This window comes from Sediminibacterium ginsengisoli, from assembly GCF_900167075.1.
Taxonomy (GTDB): Bacteria; Bacteroidota; Bacteroidia; order Chitinophagales; family Chitinophagaceae; genus Sediminibacterium; species Sediminibacterium ginsengisoli.
On record NZ_FUWH01000005.1, the window covers coordinates 235864 to 254758 of the forward strand.

General features: G+C 46.6%; 18 protein-coding genes. 9 read left to right on the plus strand and 9 right to left on the minus strand.

Annotation, left to right across the window (positions count from 1 at the left end; genetic code table 11):
* Positions 1-2: 2 nt before the first annotated feature.
* The 6 genes from B5D42_RS10860 to B5D42_RS10885 form a co-directional block, all read right to left on the minus strand.
* Positions 3-869, minus strand: a complete 867-nt coding sequence (locus tag B5D42_RS10860) for an STAS domain-containing protein (protein ID WP_078831527.1) — start codon at positions 867-869, stop codon at positions 3-5.
* Between the two features lie 198 nt (positions 870-1067).
* Complete coding sequence (locus B5D42_RS10865; RefSeq protein WP_078831528.1) at positions 1068-1250, minus strand: DUF3606 domain-containing protein; 183 nt, start codon at positions 1248-1250, stop codon at positions 1068-1070.
* A 32-nt stretch (positions 1251-1282) separates the two neighbouring features.
* Positions 1283-3994 carry a DNA ligase D gene (ligD, locus tag B5D42_RS10870; RefSeq protein WP_078831529.1) on the minus strand — a complete coding sequence of 904 codons (2712 nt, stop codon included), beginning with the start codon at positions 3992-3994 and terminating at the stop codon, positions 1283-1285.
* A 104-nt stretch (positions 3995-4098) separates the two neighbouring features.
* Positions 4099-4416 carry a ferritin family protein gene (locus B5D42_RS10875; RefSeq protein ID WP_078831530.1) on the minus strand — a complete coding sequence of 106 codons (318 nt, stop codon included), beginning with the start codon at positions 4414-4416 and terminating at the stop codon, positions 4099-4101.
* A gap of 10 nt (positions 4417-4426) precedes the next feature.
* Complete coding sequence (locus B5D42_RS10880) at positions 4427-5953, minus strand: FAD-dependent oxidoreductase (RefSeq protein ID WP_078831531.1); 1527 nt, start codon at positions 5951-5953, stop codon at positions 4427-4429.
* Positions 5954-6054: 101 nt separating this feature from the next.
* The gene (locus B5D42_RS10885) at positions 6055-6492 is read right to left on the minus strand and encodes a lasso peptide biosynthesis B2 protein (RefSeq protein WP_176112979.1); all 438 of its coding nucleotides are present in this window, start codon (positions 6490-6492) and stop codon (positions 6055-6057) included.
* Positions 6493-6589: 97 nt separating this feature from the next.
* Between B5D42_RS10885 and B5D42_RS10890 the strand changes: the two genes are divergently transcribed.
* The 7 genes from B5D42_RS10890 (at position 6590) to B5D42_RS10915 (ending at position 13102) form a co-directional block, all read left to right on the plus strand.
* The gene (locus B5D42_RS10890) at positions 6590-6901 is read left to right on the plus strand and encodes a PqqD family protein (protein WP_078831533.1); all 312 of its coding nucleotides are present in this window, start codon (positions 6590-6592) and stop codon (positions 6899-6901) included.
* Between the two features lie 105 nt (positions 6902-7006).
* On the plus strand, positions 7007-8044 hold the full coding sequence (locus B5D42_RS10895) for a ligase-associated DNA damage response exonuclease (protein ID WP_078831534.1): 1038 nt from the start codon (positions 7007-7009) through the stop codon (positions 8042-8044).
* Complete coding sequence (locus B5D42_RS10900; RefSeq protein WP_078831535.1) at positions 8041-9687, plus strand: ATP-dependent DNA ligase; 1647 nt, start codon at positions 8041-8043, stop codon at positions 9685-9687. The genes B5D42_RS10895 and B5D42_RS10900 overlap by 4 nt, the downstream gene beginning before the upstream one ends.
* An 81-nt stretch (positions 9688-9768) precedes the next feature.
* The gene (locus tag B5D42_RS10905; protein WP_078831536.1) at positions 9769-11640 is read left to right on the plus strand and encodes an asparagine synthetase B family protein; all 1872 of its coding nucleotides are present in this window, start codon (positions 9769-9771) and stop codon (positions 11638-11640) included.
* Between the two features lie 253 nt (positions 11641-11893).
* Positions 11894-12031, plus strand: coding sequence for a hypothetical protein (locus B5D42_RS17875; RefSeq protein WP_176112980.1), 138 nt, complete (start codon positions 11894-11896; stop codon positions 12029-12031).
* Between the two features lie 137 nt (positions 12032-12168).
* Positions 12169-12585 (plus strand): NUDIX hydrolase, encoded by a 417-nt coding sequence (locus tag B5D42_RS10910; protein ID WP_078831537.1) that lies wholly within the window; start codon positions 12169-12171, stop codon positions 12583-12585.
* Positions 12586-12616: 31 nt separating this feature from the next.
* Entirely contained in the window at positions 12617-13102 is a 486-nt protein-coding gene (locus B5D42_RS10915; protein ID WP_078831538.1) for a DUF6265 family protein, read from the plus strand.
* Here B5D42_RS10915 and B5D42_RS10920 read toward each other — a convergent pair.
* Entirely contained in the window at positions 13083-15155 is a 2073-nt protein-coding gene (locus B5D42_RS10920; RefSeq protein ID WP_176112981.1) for a tetratricopeptide repeat-containing sensor histidine kinase, read from the minus strand. The two genes, B5D42_RS10915 and B5D42_RS10920, sit on opposite strands and share 20 nt — an antisense overlap.
* Before the next feature lie 158 nt (positions 15156-15313).
* Between B5D42_RS10920 and pelA the strand changes: the two genes are divergently transcribed.
* Both pelA and B5D42_RS10930 read left to right on the plus strand, forming a co-directional pair.
* Positions 15314-16438, plus strand: a complete 1125-nt coding sequence (pelA, locus tag B5D42_RS10925) for a pectate lyase (RefSeq protein WP_245825648.1) — start codon at positions 15314-15316, stop codon at positions 16436-16438.
* Between the two features lie 102 nt (positions 16439-16540).
* Positions 16541-17200: a 3-keto-alpha-glucoside-1,2-lyase-like domain-containing protein gene (locus B5D42_RS10930; RefSeq protein ID WP_139367111.1), complete on the plus strand. Its 660-nt coding sequence runs from the start codon at positions 16541-16543 to the stop codon at positions 17198-17200.
* A 13-nt stretch (positions 17201-17213) separates the two neighbouring features.
* Here B5D42_RS10930 and B5D42_RS10935 read toward each other — a convergent pair whose 3' ends face one another.
* Both B5D42_RS10935 and B5D42_RS10940 read right to left on the minus strand, forming a co-directional pair.
* On the minus strand, positions 17214-18020 hold the full coding sequence (locus B5D42_RS10935; RefSeq protein ID WP_245825650.1) for an alpha/beta hydrolase: 807 nt from the start codon (positions 18018-18020) through the stop codon (positions 17214-17216).
* 119 nt (positions 18021-18139) lie between these two features.
* Positions 18140-18892, minus strand: coding sequence for an SDR family NAD(P)-dependent oxidoreductase (locus B5D42_RS10940; protein ID WP_078831543.1), 753 nt, complete (start codon positions 18890-18892; stop codon positions 18140-18142).
* Positions 18893-18895 lie beyond the last annotated feature (3 nt).

Below are 18895 nucleotides of genomic sequence, written 5' to 3' on the forward strand. Positions count from 1 at the left end.
ATTTACCTCACGGTTTTATCTTTTTGTTTTTTTTGTACTTCAAGCTGCAGAATACCGAATGCATGACGCAATGCACTGGCAAGAGATGCCTTGGTAACGATGTTGGAAAGATCGATTCCCAGGTGCACCACGGTCTGTGCAATTTCCGGGCGTATGCCACTGATAATACATTCCGCGCCCATCAAACGCGTTGCCGCCACCGTTTTAATCAGGTGCTGCGCAACCAGCGAATCAACTGCAGGAACACCGGAAATATCGAGGATCGCGATGGTGCTGCCACTTTCAACGATCTCCTGTAAAAGCGCTTCCATCACTACCTGTGTACGCGAGCTGTCCAATGTTCCGATAATGGGGAGAGCAACTATTCCATCCCACACACGTATAACCGGTGTTGAAATCTCAGATATCTCATCCGTCTGGCGCAGGATCACTTCTTCCCTGCTTTTAATAAAGGTCTCGAAAGTCATAATGCTCAGACTATCCAGCAGGTTATTCATTTTGAAACTGGCATCTACCAGTGCCTGGGGATCGTTTTTAAGCATTTTGGTAAGTGTCCCGATAATAGCCTGCTTCAGGCTGAGCACAAACATGCCCGTTTCCCTGGGCGTATACCCCTGCCTCGCCCTTGACATCGAAATTCCGGATAAGATCTCGTACACATTTTCAAATTCTTCAGACTGAACATCATTGAGGTTCTTGTCATTTATACTTTTCAGCAGCGCCGAAAGCAATTCCTGCGACTGCTCGCCAAGTTCTTCATTGCTCATCAGGTCTTCGCGCAGGGATGCATCCGCCAATTGATTGGTCATCCAGTCTTCAAGTATCTGTTTGTGATTTTTTTGCAGTAGTTTGCTGATATCGGTTTTCATGAACGATGGTTTAAAAAAATAAGGAATGCGCTAGTTGGATGTGAATATACCCTCAGAGTTAAGAATATAGATATGCCGTTCGTCAGGTGCAGACAAACATACTAATAATTAAACAACCCGGAAAACTTTTTAACCGATCCTTTTTCAGCAATTCCTTATTTAAAACCACTTTTCTGCGGAAAGTATTTCATTCCCCGTTCAGCCCGCTTTTAAAGCTTTTTCAATATCTTTTCTCAGCGGGCCGAATTCTTTAACTGCCTGTCTGATCTGCTCATGTGTTTTGTGGGGATACTGCCGGTGCAGGTATTCCACTTCAGACGGATCGTTCAGATCCACGCGGATATCATCCTGTTTGCCTGTATTTTGCTTGTTGTCTGACATAATGTTATATTTAGAATTAATAGAATATTTTATCACGCCTCCATTTCACTCAGTTGGTTCACCAGTTTTTGCAGGTTCACACCTTTGCCAAGCACGGGCCTGAACAGATCACCTTCACTCCTGATCCGGTCAACTGCATTTTTAATTGTAAAATCTTTCATCTTCAATCCTTTCCTTACTTCCTCCCAATGCAATGGCATAGACACAGTGGCACCGGGCTTAGGCCGGAGCGAATAAGGCGCAGCAAGCGTGGCTTTGGGGCGGTTCTGGAGAAAATCCACATAGACCTTTCCCTTCCTGTTGGCTGTAAGCCGTTCGATACTGGTAAACCCGGGCAACCGCCGGTGAACATTCGTTGCAATGATCCTTCCGAAAAGCTGGCTCTGATCGTAATCATATTTTGCGCCTAAAGGGATGTAAATGTGAATACCTGTAGAGCCTGATGTTTTCGGGTAAGCTGTTACACCAAGCTCATCCAATACTTCTTTTACAGTCTGCGCAGTAGTGATCACCTGTTCAAAACTGTTTCCTTTATCCGGATCAAGGTCGATCATACACCAGTCGGGGTTATCGGGATTATCAACCGTGCTGTTCCACGGATTCATTTCGATAGCACCCAGATTTGCCATATACAGCAGATCCGATTCGTCCTGTGGTACCAGGAAATTCTTGTCTTCACCTGTACTGGTACGGTAAGGCATCTGCTTTACCCATTCAGGCGCTTTACCCGTTATGTCTTTCTGATAAAAACTGTGTCCGCTGATCCCATTCGGATAACGATTGAGTGATTGCGGACGGTTGATAAGATAGGGCATAATATAAGGTGCTACCTGGTAATAATAATTCAGCATCTCGCGTTTGGTAACCTTTACATCCGGCCAGTATATTTTGTTGAGGTTGGTAAAAGTCAATTCATGACCTTTCACTGTTTTAACCTGTGTTTTTTCGGTGGGATTCAATAAGGTTTTTCTTTCTTTGGTTACAGGCCTGATCAATCTCCGGGTTGCCTTTTTCTCTTTTGCAGTGAGTGTGGTTTCCACTTCAACCGCTACTTCCGCCTTCACGGATTTTGCGGCTTTATCAGTCCGCATACCCTCGAAAGAAGGATGACGCATTACGCCATCATCAGTAATTTCCGTATAACTGACCTCACATACCAGTTGCGGCTTCAGCCAGGTAGCAGTGGCATGCGGCGGGTTATGCCTGAAACGGGAGGGTTTGTTCACATCAGGGATTTCTGTGAAGGGGCAGGTCTTTGTTACAAGCGGCCTGAACTGTTTCAGCATATCTTTTTGTGTCTGCTGGTTGAAGCCCGTACCGATCTTACCGGTATAAACCAGCTTCCCTTTCGCGTAAACACCCACCAGTAAAGAACTGAAGGGCTTGGGCGAATCTTCATTATTGGTAAATCCTCCTATTACAACTTCATGGCGTTTATTAGCCTTGATCTTCAGCCAATCCCTGGTTCGCTCGCCGGGCATATAAATACTTTCTTTCCGTTTGGCCATGATCCCTTCCATGCCCATTTTTGATGCGGCATTTAAAAATTCGGCAGCAGATGTGTCGAAGCTTTCGCTGTATCGTATTACTGAATTATCAGGAATCAGATCCTTCAGTATCTGCTTGCGCTGCTCCAGCGGCAGTTCCATGGTACTCTTGCCCGACAACCATAAGATATCGAAAACATAATAGACCAGTTCGCCGTCAGCTTCGCTCCGCCAGTTCTGCAAAGAGCCGAAATGCGCAATTCCCTTGTTATTCAAAACACAGATCTCGCCGTCCACAACAGCATTGATATTCCAGCTACTGACAGCATCATATACCGGATAAAACTTTTCGTTGAAGGATTTATTATTCCTTGAGACAAGTTGAACATTGCCTTTATTAAGTAAAGCAAGCGCACGGTATCCATCCCATTTTATCTCGTATAACCAGCCTTCAGCATCGAATGCTTTGCCTGCGAGAGATGCAAGCATGGGGGAAACCGTTTTAGGGAATGGCATTTTTTTCAGTTCCTTCAGTAAAGGGTTTTGCGCAGGATCAGGCAGCGTTTTTTTTGCAACCGTTTTCTTTGCCGCCGGTTTCGCTCCTACTCTTTTCGTTGAAACAGGCTGATCTTTCTCCGTGGTTCCCGGCTCAATGGTTTTACGGCCATATACCCGTGGCGGATTTGCAGCGATCTGTTCAAGCGTTTTCTTACTGATGACGGATTTGTCCTTCAACGTAATATCTGTTTGCCTCGCATACCGGTCGTTATGCTTGATCAGCAGCCAGGCGTTATCTTCATCTGCATTCTTCAGTTTAACGAGGGCAAACTCACCTTTTACTTTTGAACCGTTCAATCTGAATTTCAATGAGCCTGCTTTTAACTGTTTAAGCAGATTCTTTTCATCTTTCTGCTTATCACCGGATGGATCAAGGGGTTCAAATGTTCCTGTGTCCCAAACGATCACGGTTCCGCCGCCATATTGTCCTTTGGGAATAATACCCTCAAAATCACGATAGTCGTAAGGATGATCTTCTACCATCATGGCCAGGCGTTTATCCCGCGGGTTCAGTGAAGGACCTTTCGGAACAGCCCAGCTTTTCAGTACACCGTCCATCTCCAGACGGAAATCATAATGCAACCGGGTTGCTGCGTGCTTCTGGATAACGAATAGCAGGGAATTCTTGGTGCTTTTACCACCTGTTGGCTCAGGAGTTTTGCTGAATGAACGCTTTTTTCGGTATTGAGTTAGTCCCATATCCGTAAAAAGTAAATAATTATACCACCGGCAGTTTATACCTCAGAGATGATATTGTTCATCCGGCTGAATAAGTGTTTGAAGTGGAATAAAATCCTCAATCCCTATTCCTCTACTGCCTGTTCCGCTTTCTCTCCGTTCTCAACAATATCACCTGGCTTGAACAATACATTTTTCATGATCGTTCTCCATTTGTCTTTTTTCCGGAGGAGAAATTCAAGATCCATTGCAAAGTGAATGAATTCTTCCTGCTGGGTCTGCTCCATGATCTTTTTCGCCTCTTTGTCTTTCTCAACAGAAATGCGTTGCTCATACCAGCCGATCGCTTCCGCTTCTTCTGTAAGTGAAGTGATCATGCGTGCAAAAGTCCGCACTTCGGCTGAAAGTTCTTCCGGTGGTTCATGATACTGGTCAAAACTCATAATAGCATATTTAAGGGTTCAATTGAATAGGCTCAAGCGGTATATTGGCAGGACCTGTCAGCACTTTTCCAGCCGCGGAAAAACGTGCACCATGACAGGGACAATCCCAGGATCGCTCCGCAGTATTCCAGGTAACGCTGCATTTCATATGCGTACAGGCTGCATGAACGGCATGCAGTACGCCGGCTTCATCTTTATACAACGCAATCTTATGATCGTCATATTTTACTACTTTTCCTTCGCCCGGAGCCAGTTCTGACAATGTAGCGATCCTGGTAGCCGACCATAATGAACCTGCCAGGTGTACGGCAACATCTGCGTTATGTTTGATGAAATTGAGGAAGCCCGCAACAGGTTTGATCCGGTTGGGATTGAAAAGCGATTGATAAGGACTTGTTTCGCCCAGGATCATACTTTTCAATAACAGGGCAGCAACAGCACTGTATGTCATTCCGTTACCGCCGAAACCGGTGGCCACGTAAATATTTCCCGGGTGACCGGGCAGGTGGCCGATATAAGGCAACCCGTCTGCCGGTTCGAAATACTGGGAGGACCAGCGGTAATGAACTTCTTCAACTGCAAAATGCGTCCGGAGATAGGCTTCGAGCTGACGAAAACGGTTTTCAGTATTTTCTTCTTCGGCAGTCCGATGGTCATAGCCCCCTGCGATCATATACTTTTTTCCATCTACCAGTTGCGTCCGGTAATAATGATAGGGATCCTGAGAGTCATATACCAATGCTTCAGGATAGGCAGCGTCATTCTCCAGGGTTACAGCCATGGCATAACTCCGGTAAGGTATACAACGAAGGTGCAACAGGTTTATTCCTACGGGAATATGTGTTGCAAAAACAATGGCAACCGCCTTGTAATTCCCGGCATCTGTCTCTATATCAAGGGGCGTATCATTCTGTACATCGAGTACCCTGCAATGCTGTATGATAATGCCACCGGCGTCTTCGAAGGCTTTTGCCAATGCAAGCAGATAATCCAGTGGATGGAACTGGGCCTGTCCGTTTATGCGGAAAGCGCTTTTGAAACCGAACGGGACGGGGATTTCCGTAACGGCTTCCATGTCTACTCCTGCGCCGATCGTAGCCTCGTGTATTTTCCGAAGTTCTTTCTCTTCTTCCTCCGTCTCAGCAAATACATAAGCAGGTTTATACTCAAACCCGCATTCAATATGATGATCCCGGATATTCCTGCTGATCAGCTCAATCGCTTCTTTGGCTGCATTTGCAACAAGCTGCGCATTATCTTCTCCAAAGTTTTTATGAATAGTGGAATAAGGAGTATCCAGGAAGGTATTGATATGTGCAGTAGTGCCACCAGAGGTTCCGAATCCCAATGTTTCGGCTTCGAGCAGGATGCAGGATTTGCCGGACTGCTGCAACAGCAAGGCTGTAGTAAGTCCTGTGATCCCGCCGCCTGCGATAGCCACATCGTATATCAGGTTACGATCCGGCTGATTAACGGGCCGGAAAGGCGTAACACTGTCCTGCCAAAGACTCACGCAGGCGCCATCTCTTGGTGTCATATGATTAAGATTATAACAGCGCAACTAAAAAAAACATACCAGAACCAACATCCTTAAAAAACACTGATATGACGCGCTGCTCATCTTGCCTGAAATTTGATTTAACTATAAAATATACCAACCGGGTGATACTGCTGCATTTCATCCCCTCCCGTAACAATGCTGTCTCCATATTGCAGCCAGGCATGTGCCTTCATCGTTTTCACACCGCCTTTTTCAAAACTTACACCCAGGAATAATACGGACGGCATACGGCGTAAACGAAGCATCAGTTTGGCCGCAATGGCTTTTTCGAAACACATGGTGCGGAAAGGCGCATGCCTGCACCCGCGCCTGATAGCGGTGCTGATCTCCGCAGCCATCGCCTGCCGGCCGTTTTGCATAAGCGGGATACTTTCTGCGGTAATATCCCTGCCCAGCAAAGGTGCCAGCCTGCGGAAAGGAAGAACCACCAGCATACACCTCGCCACGAGCAGCAAAAACCATGCTTCTCCAAAGCGGATATAATCTGCAGGCATTTTCCGATGATGGGTCTTCACAAAAAAATTATTTGTCATTCAGCATGAAAAATATACTCAGATATTCATGCATTGCCTCGTTGTTATCTATATTTGAACGGTGCTAATATAAAAAACAATGCCGGCTGCAATCACCAAAAATACAATCATCACCAGGAACAATAAGTATTTGACCAGCCGTATCGGGAAAGATATGGCCATGATGGATACGGATACCGGCAATTATATTGGCCTTAACTATGTAGCCGCCTGTATATGGGACATGCTCGGATCGCCGGTAAAAGCTGAAGAAATTATCTCCGGACTGCTGGAAAGATTTGATGTAACCCCTGAACAGTGCGAAACGGAAACAATGGCCTGTATGGAAGAAATGTACAACCAGCATTTATTGCTGATTATCGGCAGCGGGCCCGACTCTTCCGGTCATTGACATGATTCCCCTTCCTGCACGAACATGGACGGTATAACGTTTGTTCAATAATGGCATAACAGGGCTGGCGCTCTTTTTGCTGGTCATTTCAATTAAAATACCGATTTGATCCGTTTTACAGACAAAGGACTTTATTGCCCCGCAGGTAACTTTTACATCGATCCCTGGCAACCCGTTGAACGGGCGGTAATCACACATGCGCATAGTGATCATGCCCGCGCAGGTTCTGCCAGTTACCTGTGCCACCACCTGACCCTGCCTTTGCTGCAGTTAAGACTGGGCAATAATCACTATCAGTCCGTTGGCTGGAACGAACCTGTTTTCATCAACGGTGTACGCCTTTCCCTGCACCCCGCCGGGCATATTATCGGCTCCTCGCAGGTAAGACTAGAACACAATGGTGAGGTATGGGTTTTCAGCGGCGATTATAAAACAGAGCACGATGGACTGAGCGGCGCATTTGAACCTGTACGCTGCCATACATTCATTACCGAATCAACATTTGGTCTGCCCATCTATACCTGGAAGCCACAGCAGGTCATTTATGATGACATCAGCAACTGGATCCGGAACAATCAATCACATCAGAAAACAAGTGTACTGATTGCCTACAGTCTAGGCAAAGCCCAGCGCATACTGGAAGCGGTGAGTGCTGTAACAGGAAATATTTATGCGCATGGTGCCGTATATAATGTACACGAAACTTTACAACAGGCCGGGATCCCGTTACCGGATATCAGGCGTGTAACACCCGAAACACCCAGGGAACAGCTGAAAGGCAGTGTTGTGATCGCTCCGCCGGGCGCGGCGGAAAGCCCGTGGATGAAAAAGTTCACGCCTTATGCAGTTGGCGTATGCAGCGGGTGGATGCAGGTTCGCGGTCATGCCAGGAGAAGTAATGTTGATGCAGGCTTTGCATTAAGTGATCATGCCGACTGGCCGGGATTGTTGCAGGCCATCAATGCCACAGGCGCACAAAAGGTATTTGTAACACATGGTTTCCAATCGGCACTCAGCCGTTACCTGAACGAGCAGGGACTTGAAGCGGCCGAAGTAAAGACAGAATATGGTAATGATGAAGAAATAACCGAGCTGAAAGAAGAGAACGGTATTATTTCCGAACAAGCACCTGAAACAACATGAGCAGCAGCACTGAAATATCGCTTACAACAAACGGCTTTACCGGTTTTGCCAGCCTGGTACAGGTACTGGGCACGTCTACCGGCACCAATGAGAAAACGGATGCGTTATCTTATTACTTTACGCATGCTGCTGATGAAGACAAAGTATGGGTGATCGCTATTTTCAGCGGAAGACGACCGAAAAGAGTAGTGAATTCCACCCTGCTGCAAAACTGGTGCGCGGAGATCACCGGACTTCCGGTATGGCTGTTTGAGGAATGTTACCATACCGTTGGCGATCTGGGCGAGACCATTGCCTTGCTGCTGCCTGAGCCGGATATACAGGGACAGCAAAAAAGTCTTTCCTGGTATATTGATGCGCTGATCCGGTTAAGCAAGGCAGAGGAGCCGGAAAAGAAACAGTTCATTACCGATACATGGCGGCACCTGAACCGGGAGGAACGCTTTGTATTCAACAAACTCATTACAGGCGGTTTCCGTATTGGTGTATCGCAGAAAGTAATGGTGAATGCACTATCCAAAACCGTTCAGATGGATGCACCGGTGATCGCTCACCGCATCAGCGGCAACTGGGATCCGGGAACAACAAAATTTTCCGAGTTGCTGAATAATGAAGGCGCTGCTGCGGATCATTCAAAGCCATACCCTTTTTACCTGGCTTATGCCCTTGACAAAGAACCCGCAGCACTCGGCGATCCTCAGGAATGGCAGGCAGAATGGAAATGGGATGGCATACGCGGACAGATCATCAAACGAAACCGGCAGTTGTTTGTGTGGAGCCGGGGTGAAGAACTGATGACGGATAAATTCCCGGAATACCAGGTGCTTGAAAACCTGCTCCCCGACGGAACAGTACTGGATGGCGAGATCCTGCCGGGCCGCGGCGATACGCCTTTACCTTTCTCCGTTTTACAAACCAGGATAGGCCGGAAAAATGTTTCAAAAAAACAATTACAGGAAGCACCGGTTGTTTTTTACGCCTACGACCTGCTCGAATACGATGGCGTTGACATCCGCGATCAGCCGCTGGAAACCAGGAGAAAACTGCTGGAACAGATCGTGAACGATTTGTCGGCATCGGGTAGAGCTATTCCTGTTTTTATTTCTCCCGTCATCTCATTCAAAACCTGGGAAGCACTGGCTGCTATACGTGAACGTTCCCGCGAATTGGGCGCAGAAGGTCTCATGCTGAAACGTATCCAATCTGCCTACCAGGTGGGAAGAAAGATCGGCGACTGGTGGAAATGGAAGATGGATGCCCTCACGATTGATGCCGTTATGGTCTATGCACAAAAAGGACATGGCAGGCGAAGTAATTTATACACCGACTACACTTTTGCAGTGCAGGATGGCGATAAGCTTGTTACGTTTACAAAAGCTTATTCAGGTTTAACAGATAAAGAATTTGCACAGGTAGATGCATTCGTAAAAAGAAACTCGCTGGAGAAATTCGGGCCTGTCCGAACAGTAAAACCAGAGCTGGTCTTCGAGATCGCATTTGAAGGGATAGCAGCATCGAACCGGCACAAGAGCGGCGTTGCACTGCGGTTTCCGCGGATCAGCAGGTGGCGGAAAGATAAAACGCCGGGCGAGATCAATACGCTGGCCGACCTGAAGCAATTGCTGGATGTATATGGTAAATAGCTTCTGCGCATGAACAGGTTACTGACAAATATTATTCATCGGCAGCCCCGGATATTCGGCAAAGCAGATTAATATTGTTCCATGAGCGCGATTTATGGCATTTTACATGAACAGGCTGATCAGTCTGAAACCGAAGCAATCAAAAAAATGCGCGCCAGCCTTGCACACTGCGTAATGGATGGCGAAGGTTACTGGCACGGCTCGCCTGGCAGTCTTGGCTTCTGTAAAATGGCCCTGTACGCGCAACAGGAAAATGAAAAGCAGCCTTTTGAATCCGGCGATCTTGTGATCGTAGCCGATTGCCGTCTCGACAACAGGGATACACTGGTAAAACAACTCTGTCCTGAAACGGACCGGACATCACAGCATTCCGATCCTGAACTGATCCTCAGGGCTTATCTTAGATGGGGCACGGCATGTGTTCATCATCTCGACGGCGAATTCGCATTTGCTATTCTCAACAAAGAAAGCCGCGAGCTTTTCGCAGCCACCGACCCGGTCGGATTCCGGCCTTTTTTCTATACCACTGAACCAGGCCGTTTCCTGTTCTGCAGCCAGATCAAAGGAATTGTGGCTGCCATGAACGGGCAACGGGATTTTGATGAAGAACACCTGTTCAACCACCTGTTCCGCCTTGGCAACCAGGAGCATACTTATGTAAAAGGGATCAGAGCGCTTTGCGGTGGCAAAACACTGCAATTCCGGGACGGAATTTATTCGGTACATACTTACTGGCAGCTTGCTGCAGGTGGAAAGTACCAGTTTAAAAATGATGCTCAGTGGCTTGAGCAATTCCGCGAACTGCTGATAAGGTCTGTGGAAAAAAGGATCAATGTATTTGGCAACACGGGCATTAGTCTGAGCGGAGGACTGGATTCGGGAACGGTTGCAGGCATTATGGCCACTGTTCTTGCGAAAAAGAATAAACCTTTATATGCTTTTTCATCGGCTTTACCGGTCAATTACCAAGGCATCGAACGGGACGAACGTTATTATATCGATTCCCTGAACAGGATGTTCCCAAACATCATACAAACATATGTGAATGCAGACAATACAGGACCCTTCGATCCGGTAGAGAAAGCATTCGCAGCAGAGGAAAATATCCCCAACGGGTATTTTTATATGGAACAGGCTATTCTCAATGCCGCAAAGGAAAACGACGTCCGCACATTGTTCACGGGTATTGGGGGCGACGGTGGCGTTACAACGCACGCATCCGGCATTTACTTGCTGGTAAACAGAGGCGCATTTGCCAGCGCTTTCCGCATAGCAAAATCCCTGGCTGCCTATGACAATTCAAGCGTTCTCAGTGTGCTCAGGCATGACTATCTGAGTCACACAACCGCCTGGCAACGCTTACGCCCCAAACGGCAACCAGCTGCCGGCAACCATTTACAACCTGCATTCCTGGAACCATACCTGTCCCGTATAGATGCGGTCCGCAGACAAAAGCAAACAGATATGAACAATGCCGGGCTCATTAATAACGGTAAAGTGGGGCGGATAATCACTATGTTTACCAACAGGAATTCCATGCATGGGATTTCGTCCTGCGATCCATTGTACGATAAGGATCTGCTCGAATTCCTGTCAGATGCACCTGTACATCTTTATACCATTGGCGGACAAAGACGGGGATTGGTCCGTGCAGTGATAGAAGATTTTGTACCTCCTGAGATCCGCTGGCGTAAAAACAAATTACCCTACGGTCCTGATGCTGTCCGGCGGGCGCTTAGTCATTCTGCGGATATGGTTACGGAACTCAGTAATTCAAAATACGATTTTATATTCGATCGTTTTTTCTCCAGGCAAGGACTGATCTCAGCACTACAGCAATTACGGCCTTACGGACCGGGAGCAACCAACAAAATCCCAAGCTTAATGACCATACACAGCGTGCAGGCTGTACGCACGCTGGCTCATTTGCGTGAACTGGGATTCTCCTGCTGACAGATTGCTGGATTTCATGAAAAAATAGCAGCAGAAAGTAAAGCCATGCCAACTTTAAAAGAACCGTATTGGTGTGCATCTTCAAATACTATATCGCATTTTTTCTCGCAAATGGTGATAAGTATATTATATTGAAATCTTTATATGAATATGATGCGTTGCCAGGGAATGCCCTTGTTTTTTTTTAAAAAAAAAGCTTCATTGATTTATTATCAGCCCGCATATTCGTATTTTGTATTCAAAATAACCCTTTATGGAAATTCTTGTAAACAACGAGCCGGAAATTGTTAAAGAAGCCTGGATCAAACCAGAGTTTAATATGATGGATATAAAACTTGAGACCTTGTTCAACCCCGCCGGCTTTAATGATGATACTATGTATGGGAGCTAACACATAAGCGCAACCATATACTTGTACGCATTCGAACGCCTGGCTATTTCCGTCAGTGAGCAGAAATAGCCAGGCGTTTATATATCTGCTTGCATATCAGCAGCATTATCACCCTTCGCATTCGCTATCTTTGACAGATGCAAACAACAAAAATCACCGCAGCTGGCGGGCTGGTACTGAACGATGACGGCGCACTGCTGATGATCTTCCGCCGGGGGAAATGGGATCTCCCGAAAGGTAAGCTCGATACAGGTGAAACAATCGAAGCCTGTGCAGTAAGAGAAGTAATGGAAGAAACAGGCCTGCAGGAAGTTCACATAGAATCTGCAGCAGGAACAACTTACCATGATTATTTTGATACTTACCTGCAACAGGATGTGACCAAGGAAACTTTCTGGTATAAAATGCATGCACCCGGTCAACAGCAGCTTGTTCCGCAGCTTGAAGAAGACATCACTGAGATCCGCTGGATAGAAAGAACCGGACTGGAAAAATGTCTTGCAAACAGTTATGCGAATGTTGTTCAGATCGTACGATCAACACTGAGTCTTTAATTCCGTTGAACAAACCAGTATATTTACCAATATGAAATTCAAAACCATTCTTCTTGTAGTGCTCGTATCTGCATTAAAAAGCAATGCACAGGAACTGACAGCTTCACTGAAAGACCTTTCTTTCATGACCGGCAACTGGTTCCAGAAACACGAATGGGGCGACATGGAAGAGTACTGGAGTGCGCCGATGGGCGATTGCATGACTTCCACATTCAGATGCGTGAAAGACGGCAAAGCTGTTTTTTATGAATTCATGATCATAGAGCAGACAGGAAAAATACCGGTAATGAAACTGCGGCATTTCAACCCCGGAAGTATTGGCTGGGAGGACAAGGAGCACCCGCAATCTTTCCCGCTGGTACAGCTTGTGCAGAACAAAGCTGTGTTTGCCGCTGCGGATGGTTCACTCAGATTAAGCTATGTTCGTTCAGCTACAGATAAACTTGATATCACACTGGAAGAAAAAGACAAAAAGGGGAAATTAAATACTACAGTTTTCAATCTGACGCGTCGTTAATTCCGGCAGCAAGAGGAAATGCGATATGGAATATGGAGCCACCTTCAGGATTAGGTGTAAACCAGATTTTTCCCTCATGCGCCTCCATGATCATTTTAGATATATAAAGCCCAAGACCGAAAGTCTCCTCGCCCGCCGTGCCCTTCCGCTGCGTATCGGGATTCAGTTCAAATAATTTACCGGCATATGCTTCGGGGATACCGATACCCTGGTCTTTTACGCTGATCACTACATTTTCCTGATCCTGTAACATCGTTATATGTATCGAAGTCCGCTCCGGACTGAATTTAATTGCATTGACCAGCAGATTATTCAGCACCCGCCAGATCTTATCACTATCTATACTTACGAACAACGGCCCATGTGTTTCAAGCATCACCTGCTGGTGCTTTTCCCGCGCCTTGAATTGCAGCAGCTTCACGCTTTGCTGCAGCAGTTCTGTAAGATCAGCGGGTTCTTTCTGCAAAACGATACTGCCATTCTGATTCCTGGCAATGAGTATATCATCGATCACGGCGAGGAGATTGTTCACGGAAGTTCTGATCAGTCCGAAAAGAGTAATATCTTCTTTCGATCTGTTACTGTCGCGCAGCATAAGCGTTGAAATGGAGGAAATGGCATGGATCGGGTTTTTCAGGTCATGGGCCAGCACTTTGGCAAGTCTTGCATTTTCGCGATTGCTTTGTTCCAGCGCCAGTAAGGCAAATCGTTGCTCTTTATTGTATTGTTCCACTTCCCTTGCATGCCTGATGGCGGCACGACTGTTCCTGATCACCAGGATGATCAGCGCGGCTGCAAGTGCCAGCGTTACAATGGCTGCCGCAAGCAAAATACTTTTCAGCTTATCCTGCTTACGGAGTGCTCCTATTTCATATTCCTGCTGCAGCAGTCTGAAAACATTGTTCACATTGGCATTTAGGAAGCGTTTCTTTTCCTGTTCAATAGAATCCCTGATCGTGTTGAAATATTTCCAGTTCTGTGCGATGTATTGTCCGTCGCCGATAGCAGTACGATAATCCGCAACGGTTTGCAGGAACAACAGTTTGCTCTCGTTACCAGCCAGCTGATTTTCATTTCCGATCAGCTGCAGCAATTCGCCAGCCTTTGTATTCTTCTGCTGCAACAGATAAAGCCTTGCAAGTTTCACTCTTGTCATCAGTGCATCCTGGTTATAATTGCCCGGCCGTGAGTTGATTTCAATACTCGTTCGATACATGCTGTCTGCCAGCTGAAGTTGACCAAGCTGCATATATACATCACCCATATTGCCATAGACAACACCCGTAGCCTTTTCAATAAAAGTCTTGTGGGCCGGATATGCGGGTAGATTATCGCGCAGGAAATCTATACAACGTTTATAATAAAGAAGCGCACTGTCCGGATCTCCTGCGCGTTTGTAACTGAGTCCTGTATTACTGAGTGCACCCTGGTATTCATACAGGTAATCGAACCCGGTTGTGCAGACTGAGAGATGTGTCCTTGCCTGGTTGTAATAAGAGATAGCCGTGGTATAATCTTCCATCCGGTAACTGATCATGGCCAACCGGAGATCAAAGCGGGCCATATAATGATTATAATAGCAGGAATCAGTCCTGCTTTTTGCAATACGGCTGCCCTGGAAATAATAAGGATATGCATTGCTGAACAATCCCTGGTAATACAACATATCCCCTTTTACAAGATATGCTTCTGCGCAAAGAAGATTGTATGCATCGTCATCTGCATAAGGCAGCAGCAGCTTCAGAGCGCTATCGGCATTTATTCCGGCACTTACGAAATCATTTTTATCCTTGAACCAGCGGATCCGGGTAACATATTTCAGATAATGATCGGCTATGGCTGCTTTTCTGTCATTGGAATGATAAAATGAATCGATATAACGAAGTGCCTGACCGGTTTTATTATCCAGTGCCAGTGAATCGGCATGAGCGACTGCTGACTGAAAAAAAGGACTTGCTTCAGAACTGCGTGACCCGGAGTGGCCACATGAAACAATGGCCATCAAGCAAATCACCCACCCTGTTTTTTGCAGCAGCCATTGCCTTATATCCATGGCCATAAAATTACAACTGATAATATAAATACAATTAAACCCGGTGCTGTCTGGCGAATCCAATCTGCGGATGGCTCTGATTTGTATATTTAATACATCAAATCTTCAACATGCAGCACTGCTTCCAATATATGATTTTTCGTTCATTGACCGTTTTTTTGCCTGGCTTTTGTTGGGGCCTTACAGGTTATGCCCAGCAGCATGCACCGATAGACACAAGCGGATTCAGGGATGCGGCACATCACTGGTATGATATCCGCGATAAATCGAATATGATCAATCCGCTGCCAGGCAGGCCGGTTTATCGTGCAGACAATATCAACGCAATTGCAGACAATATTGTCCTTTTCCAGAAAAGCAATGGCGGCTGGCCCAAGAACTATGATATGCAGGCTATACTTTCCGCAGCGCAGCAAGACAGTGTTATAAAAGCACGGAACGAACTGCATACTACTTTCGATAACGGCAGCACGTACACACAGATCGCTTACCTCGCGCAGGCATACACCCTTACACATAAGGAAATATACAAAATTGCAGCACTGAAAGGGCTAGACTATATCCTTACCGCACAATACAAGAACGGCGGCTGGCCACAATATTATCCGCTTGAACAGAATTACAGCCGTTTTATTACGTTTAACGATGATGCGTACATTGGGATTATGGAAGTGCTGAAAGATATTACAGACGATGCCCCGCAGTATGCATTCATTGACCCGGTCAAAAGAAAGGAGCTGGTTACAGCCTTCAACAAAGGGGTCAGTTGTATCCTGAAAACACAGATCAACGACGCTGGCCAGCCAACCGGCTGGTGCCAGCAGCATAATGAAATTACCCTGCAACCTGAATGGGCAAGGAAATTTGAACCGCCAGCCATCTGCAACAATGAAAGCGCAGGCATTGTACTGCTGCTGATGAAGATCAGGAGACCTTCGTTTGCAGTAAAAACCGCTATTGAGAATGCCGTAACCTGGTTCAGGGCATCTGCCATCAAAGACACCAGGATAAAAACAATCGATGCGCCAGAACTTGTAACACCTTTTACAGTATCAAGACATGATCGCATTGTAGTGAACAGTCCGGGTGCTCCGCTGATCTGGACACGCTATTATGAACTGAAAACACACAGACCGGTTTTCTGCAACCGCGACAGTAAACTGGTCTATTCCCTTGCCGAAGTAGACAGGGAAAGAAGGGATGGTTATGGCTGGTATACTTACGAGCCTCAGAGAGTACTGGACCAATATGATGCATGGAAGCGGATAGTATCGGGCAACTGATTACCCTTCATCCGCACAGAATACAGCTGTTCCTTTCCAGGCACCGGTGATATAGTTACTTTGATATCAGACTGCGAGAACAGTAACTTTCCTGAAAAAGAAATGCGAACATTCTTTGTATTCCTCTTGCCGGCATTGTTCACTTTAACTGTAAAAGGTCAGCAGTTCAGAACCTATGATCTGGCAGCACTGGCGGGGCAGCAAAAACTGGAAGTATTCAACAGAACGGTGAGTTCTTTCAGTGAAGGCGGGCAAACAGGCATCCGTTTCTCAGAAGCGCCGCTTGACGGGATTGCCTGGCTCACCGGGGAATCCTTTTCCGATGGCATTATCGAAGTAGATATCAAAGGAAGAGACATGCTGCAGCGAAGTTTCACCGGTATTGCTTTTCACGGAAAGGATGACCAGCATTATGATGCTGTTTATTTCAGGCCTTTCAATTTCCGTGCAGCGGACAGCATCAGAAGGATCCATGCCGTACAATATATCTCGCACCCTATATATACCTGGAAGCTACTCCGCGACTCACTTAACGGACAATTTGAAAAAGCTGTTATCCCGCCACCGGAAGCATCAGGTTGGTTTCATGTAAGAATAGAAATCCGTTATCCGGATGTAAAAGTATTTGTGAACGGCAGCAGTACACCCAGCCTGCAGGTAAAACAATTCAGTAACCGCAGATCCGGAAAAATAGGATTATGGGTAGGCGACAATTCAGATGGATACTTTTCAAACCTGCGTATACAACGGGCAGGGACATAGCAACTCGGCCGATCTATTTCAGCACCTGCTTTTGCAGAAAATCCGTAATAGCAGCCTTAATCTCCTGCTGTTTCTCTTTCGGATAGCCACCGTGCAATCCGCCGGGAACGGTAATAAAAGTATGAGGAACACCGGCACCTGTAAACAATTTATCCAGCAATACCGATTGTCCGTAAGGAACACGCGGGTCTGCATCGCCATGTGTAAGGAAAACAGGCGGGTTATTTTTTGCCACATACGTTACAGGCGAAAGCATTTTCGCGAATGCTGCGTTATTTCTGTTCTCTCCCAGCCATTCATAAATAGCATCATCCGGAAGAACTTTCAGCCGGCCATCAGGCAATGAATCATAAAGAATAGCGGGCGTTGACTGCGCAATTACCGCTGCGATCCTGAATGGGCCTGCCACTTCACAACCTTTATCAAAAATGTGATTATCAGCCGTAAGTCCCGCCAGTAAAGCAAGATGGGCACCTGCAGAACTACCTGCAAATACGATCCTGTTCACATCTATATTCATCGCTGCAGCGTGTTTTACCATATACATCAGCGCGCAGCGGGCATCTTCCACAGCAGCGGGAGCTTTTGCTTCCGGGCTTAGTCTGTAACTGATATTGGCCACGGCGAACCCCAGTTTAAAATAGGTATCAAATCCTGACTGGTCTTCTTTACGCCCTTTACGCCATGCGCCGCCGTGAATATTGATCAGCAATGGTGCTGTTTTGCCGGAAGCCGGCGGAAGATAGATATCCATGCGGCCATCCCAGTTGTCCGCTTTTTTATATACTACATCAAGACTGGCAGTATAATCTGCAGGCAAAAAAACTGTTTTCTTTACGCTGCTATCCTGTGCACCAGCATATATCCATGCAGAGAACAGGATGAAACATATGAGCATATACCGTTTCATGAATATCTGTCTTTTAACCGGCCTTATATTTATGAGAACCAGGTACCGCCGTTGATATCGATATTGGTACCGGTAATAAAACTGCTCTCATCTGAAGCGAGGTAAGCAACCAGGTCTGCCACTTCCGACGCCTTGCCTTCCCTGCGCAATGGTGTTGCATTGGCCACGTTCACGCGGATCTCAGGTTTGGTAAATGTATCGTGGAATGAAGTGGCAATCATACCCGGATCCACAGCATTCACACGGATACCTTTAGGGCCGAGTTCTTTTGCCATCGCTTTTGTAAAAGTGGCAACAGCGGCTTTCGACGTTGCATAAGCAGAAGCACCGAAACCACCGCCATCGCGGCCAGCCTGTGAAGAAAAATTAATAATTGCACCACCCGCCGGCATATAAGGCGCTACCTGTTGTGTTGCAAGAAATGCAGAACGCACATTCAGCGCCATCACATGATCCCAGAAATCTGCATCCATATCTGCGAGCAGTTTCCTGGCTACCAGGCCGCCCGTTACATTTACGAGGATATGAATATCCTGTCCGAAAGCCTTCTGCGCTTCCGCTATCAGTACTGCCACTTCTGTTGTTTTCGTAACATCAGCTTTTACAATAACAGCCTCTCCACCGGCCTGCCTGATCTCTGCCAGTGTTTCGTTAGCCTGCGCTTCATTGTTCAGATAGTTGATCACTACTTTTGCGCCCTCTGCAGCCAGCTTAACCGATACTGCTCTTCCGATATCCCTTGAGCCGCCGGTTACCACTGCTACTTTTCCGTTTAGTTTCATGTG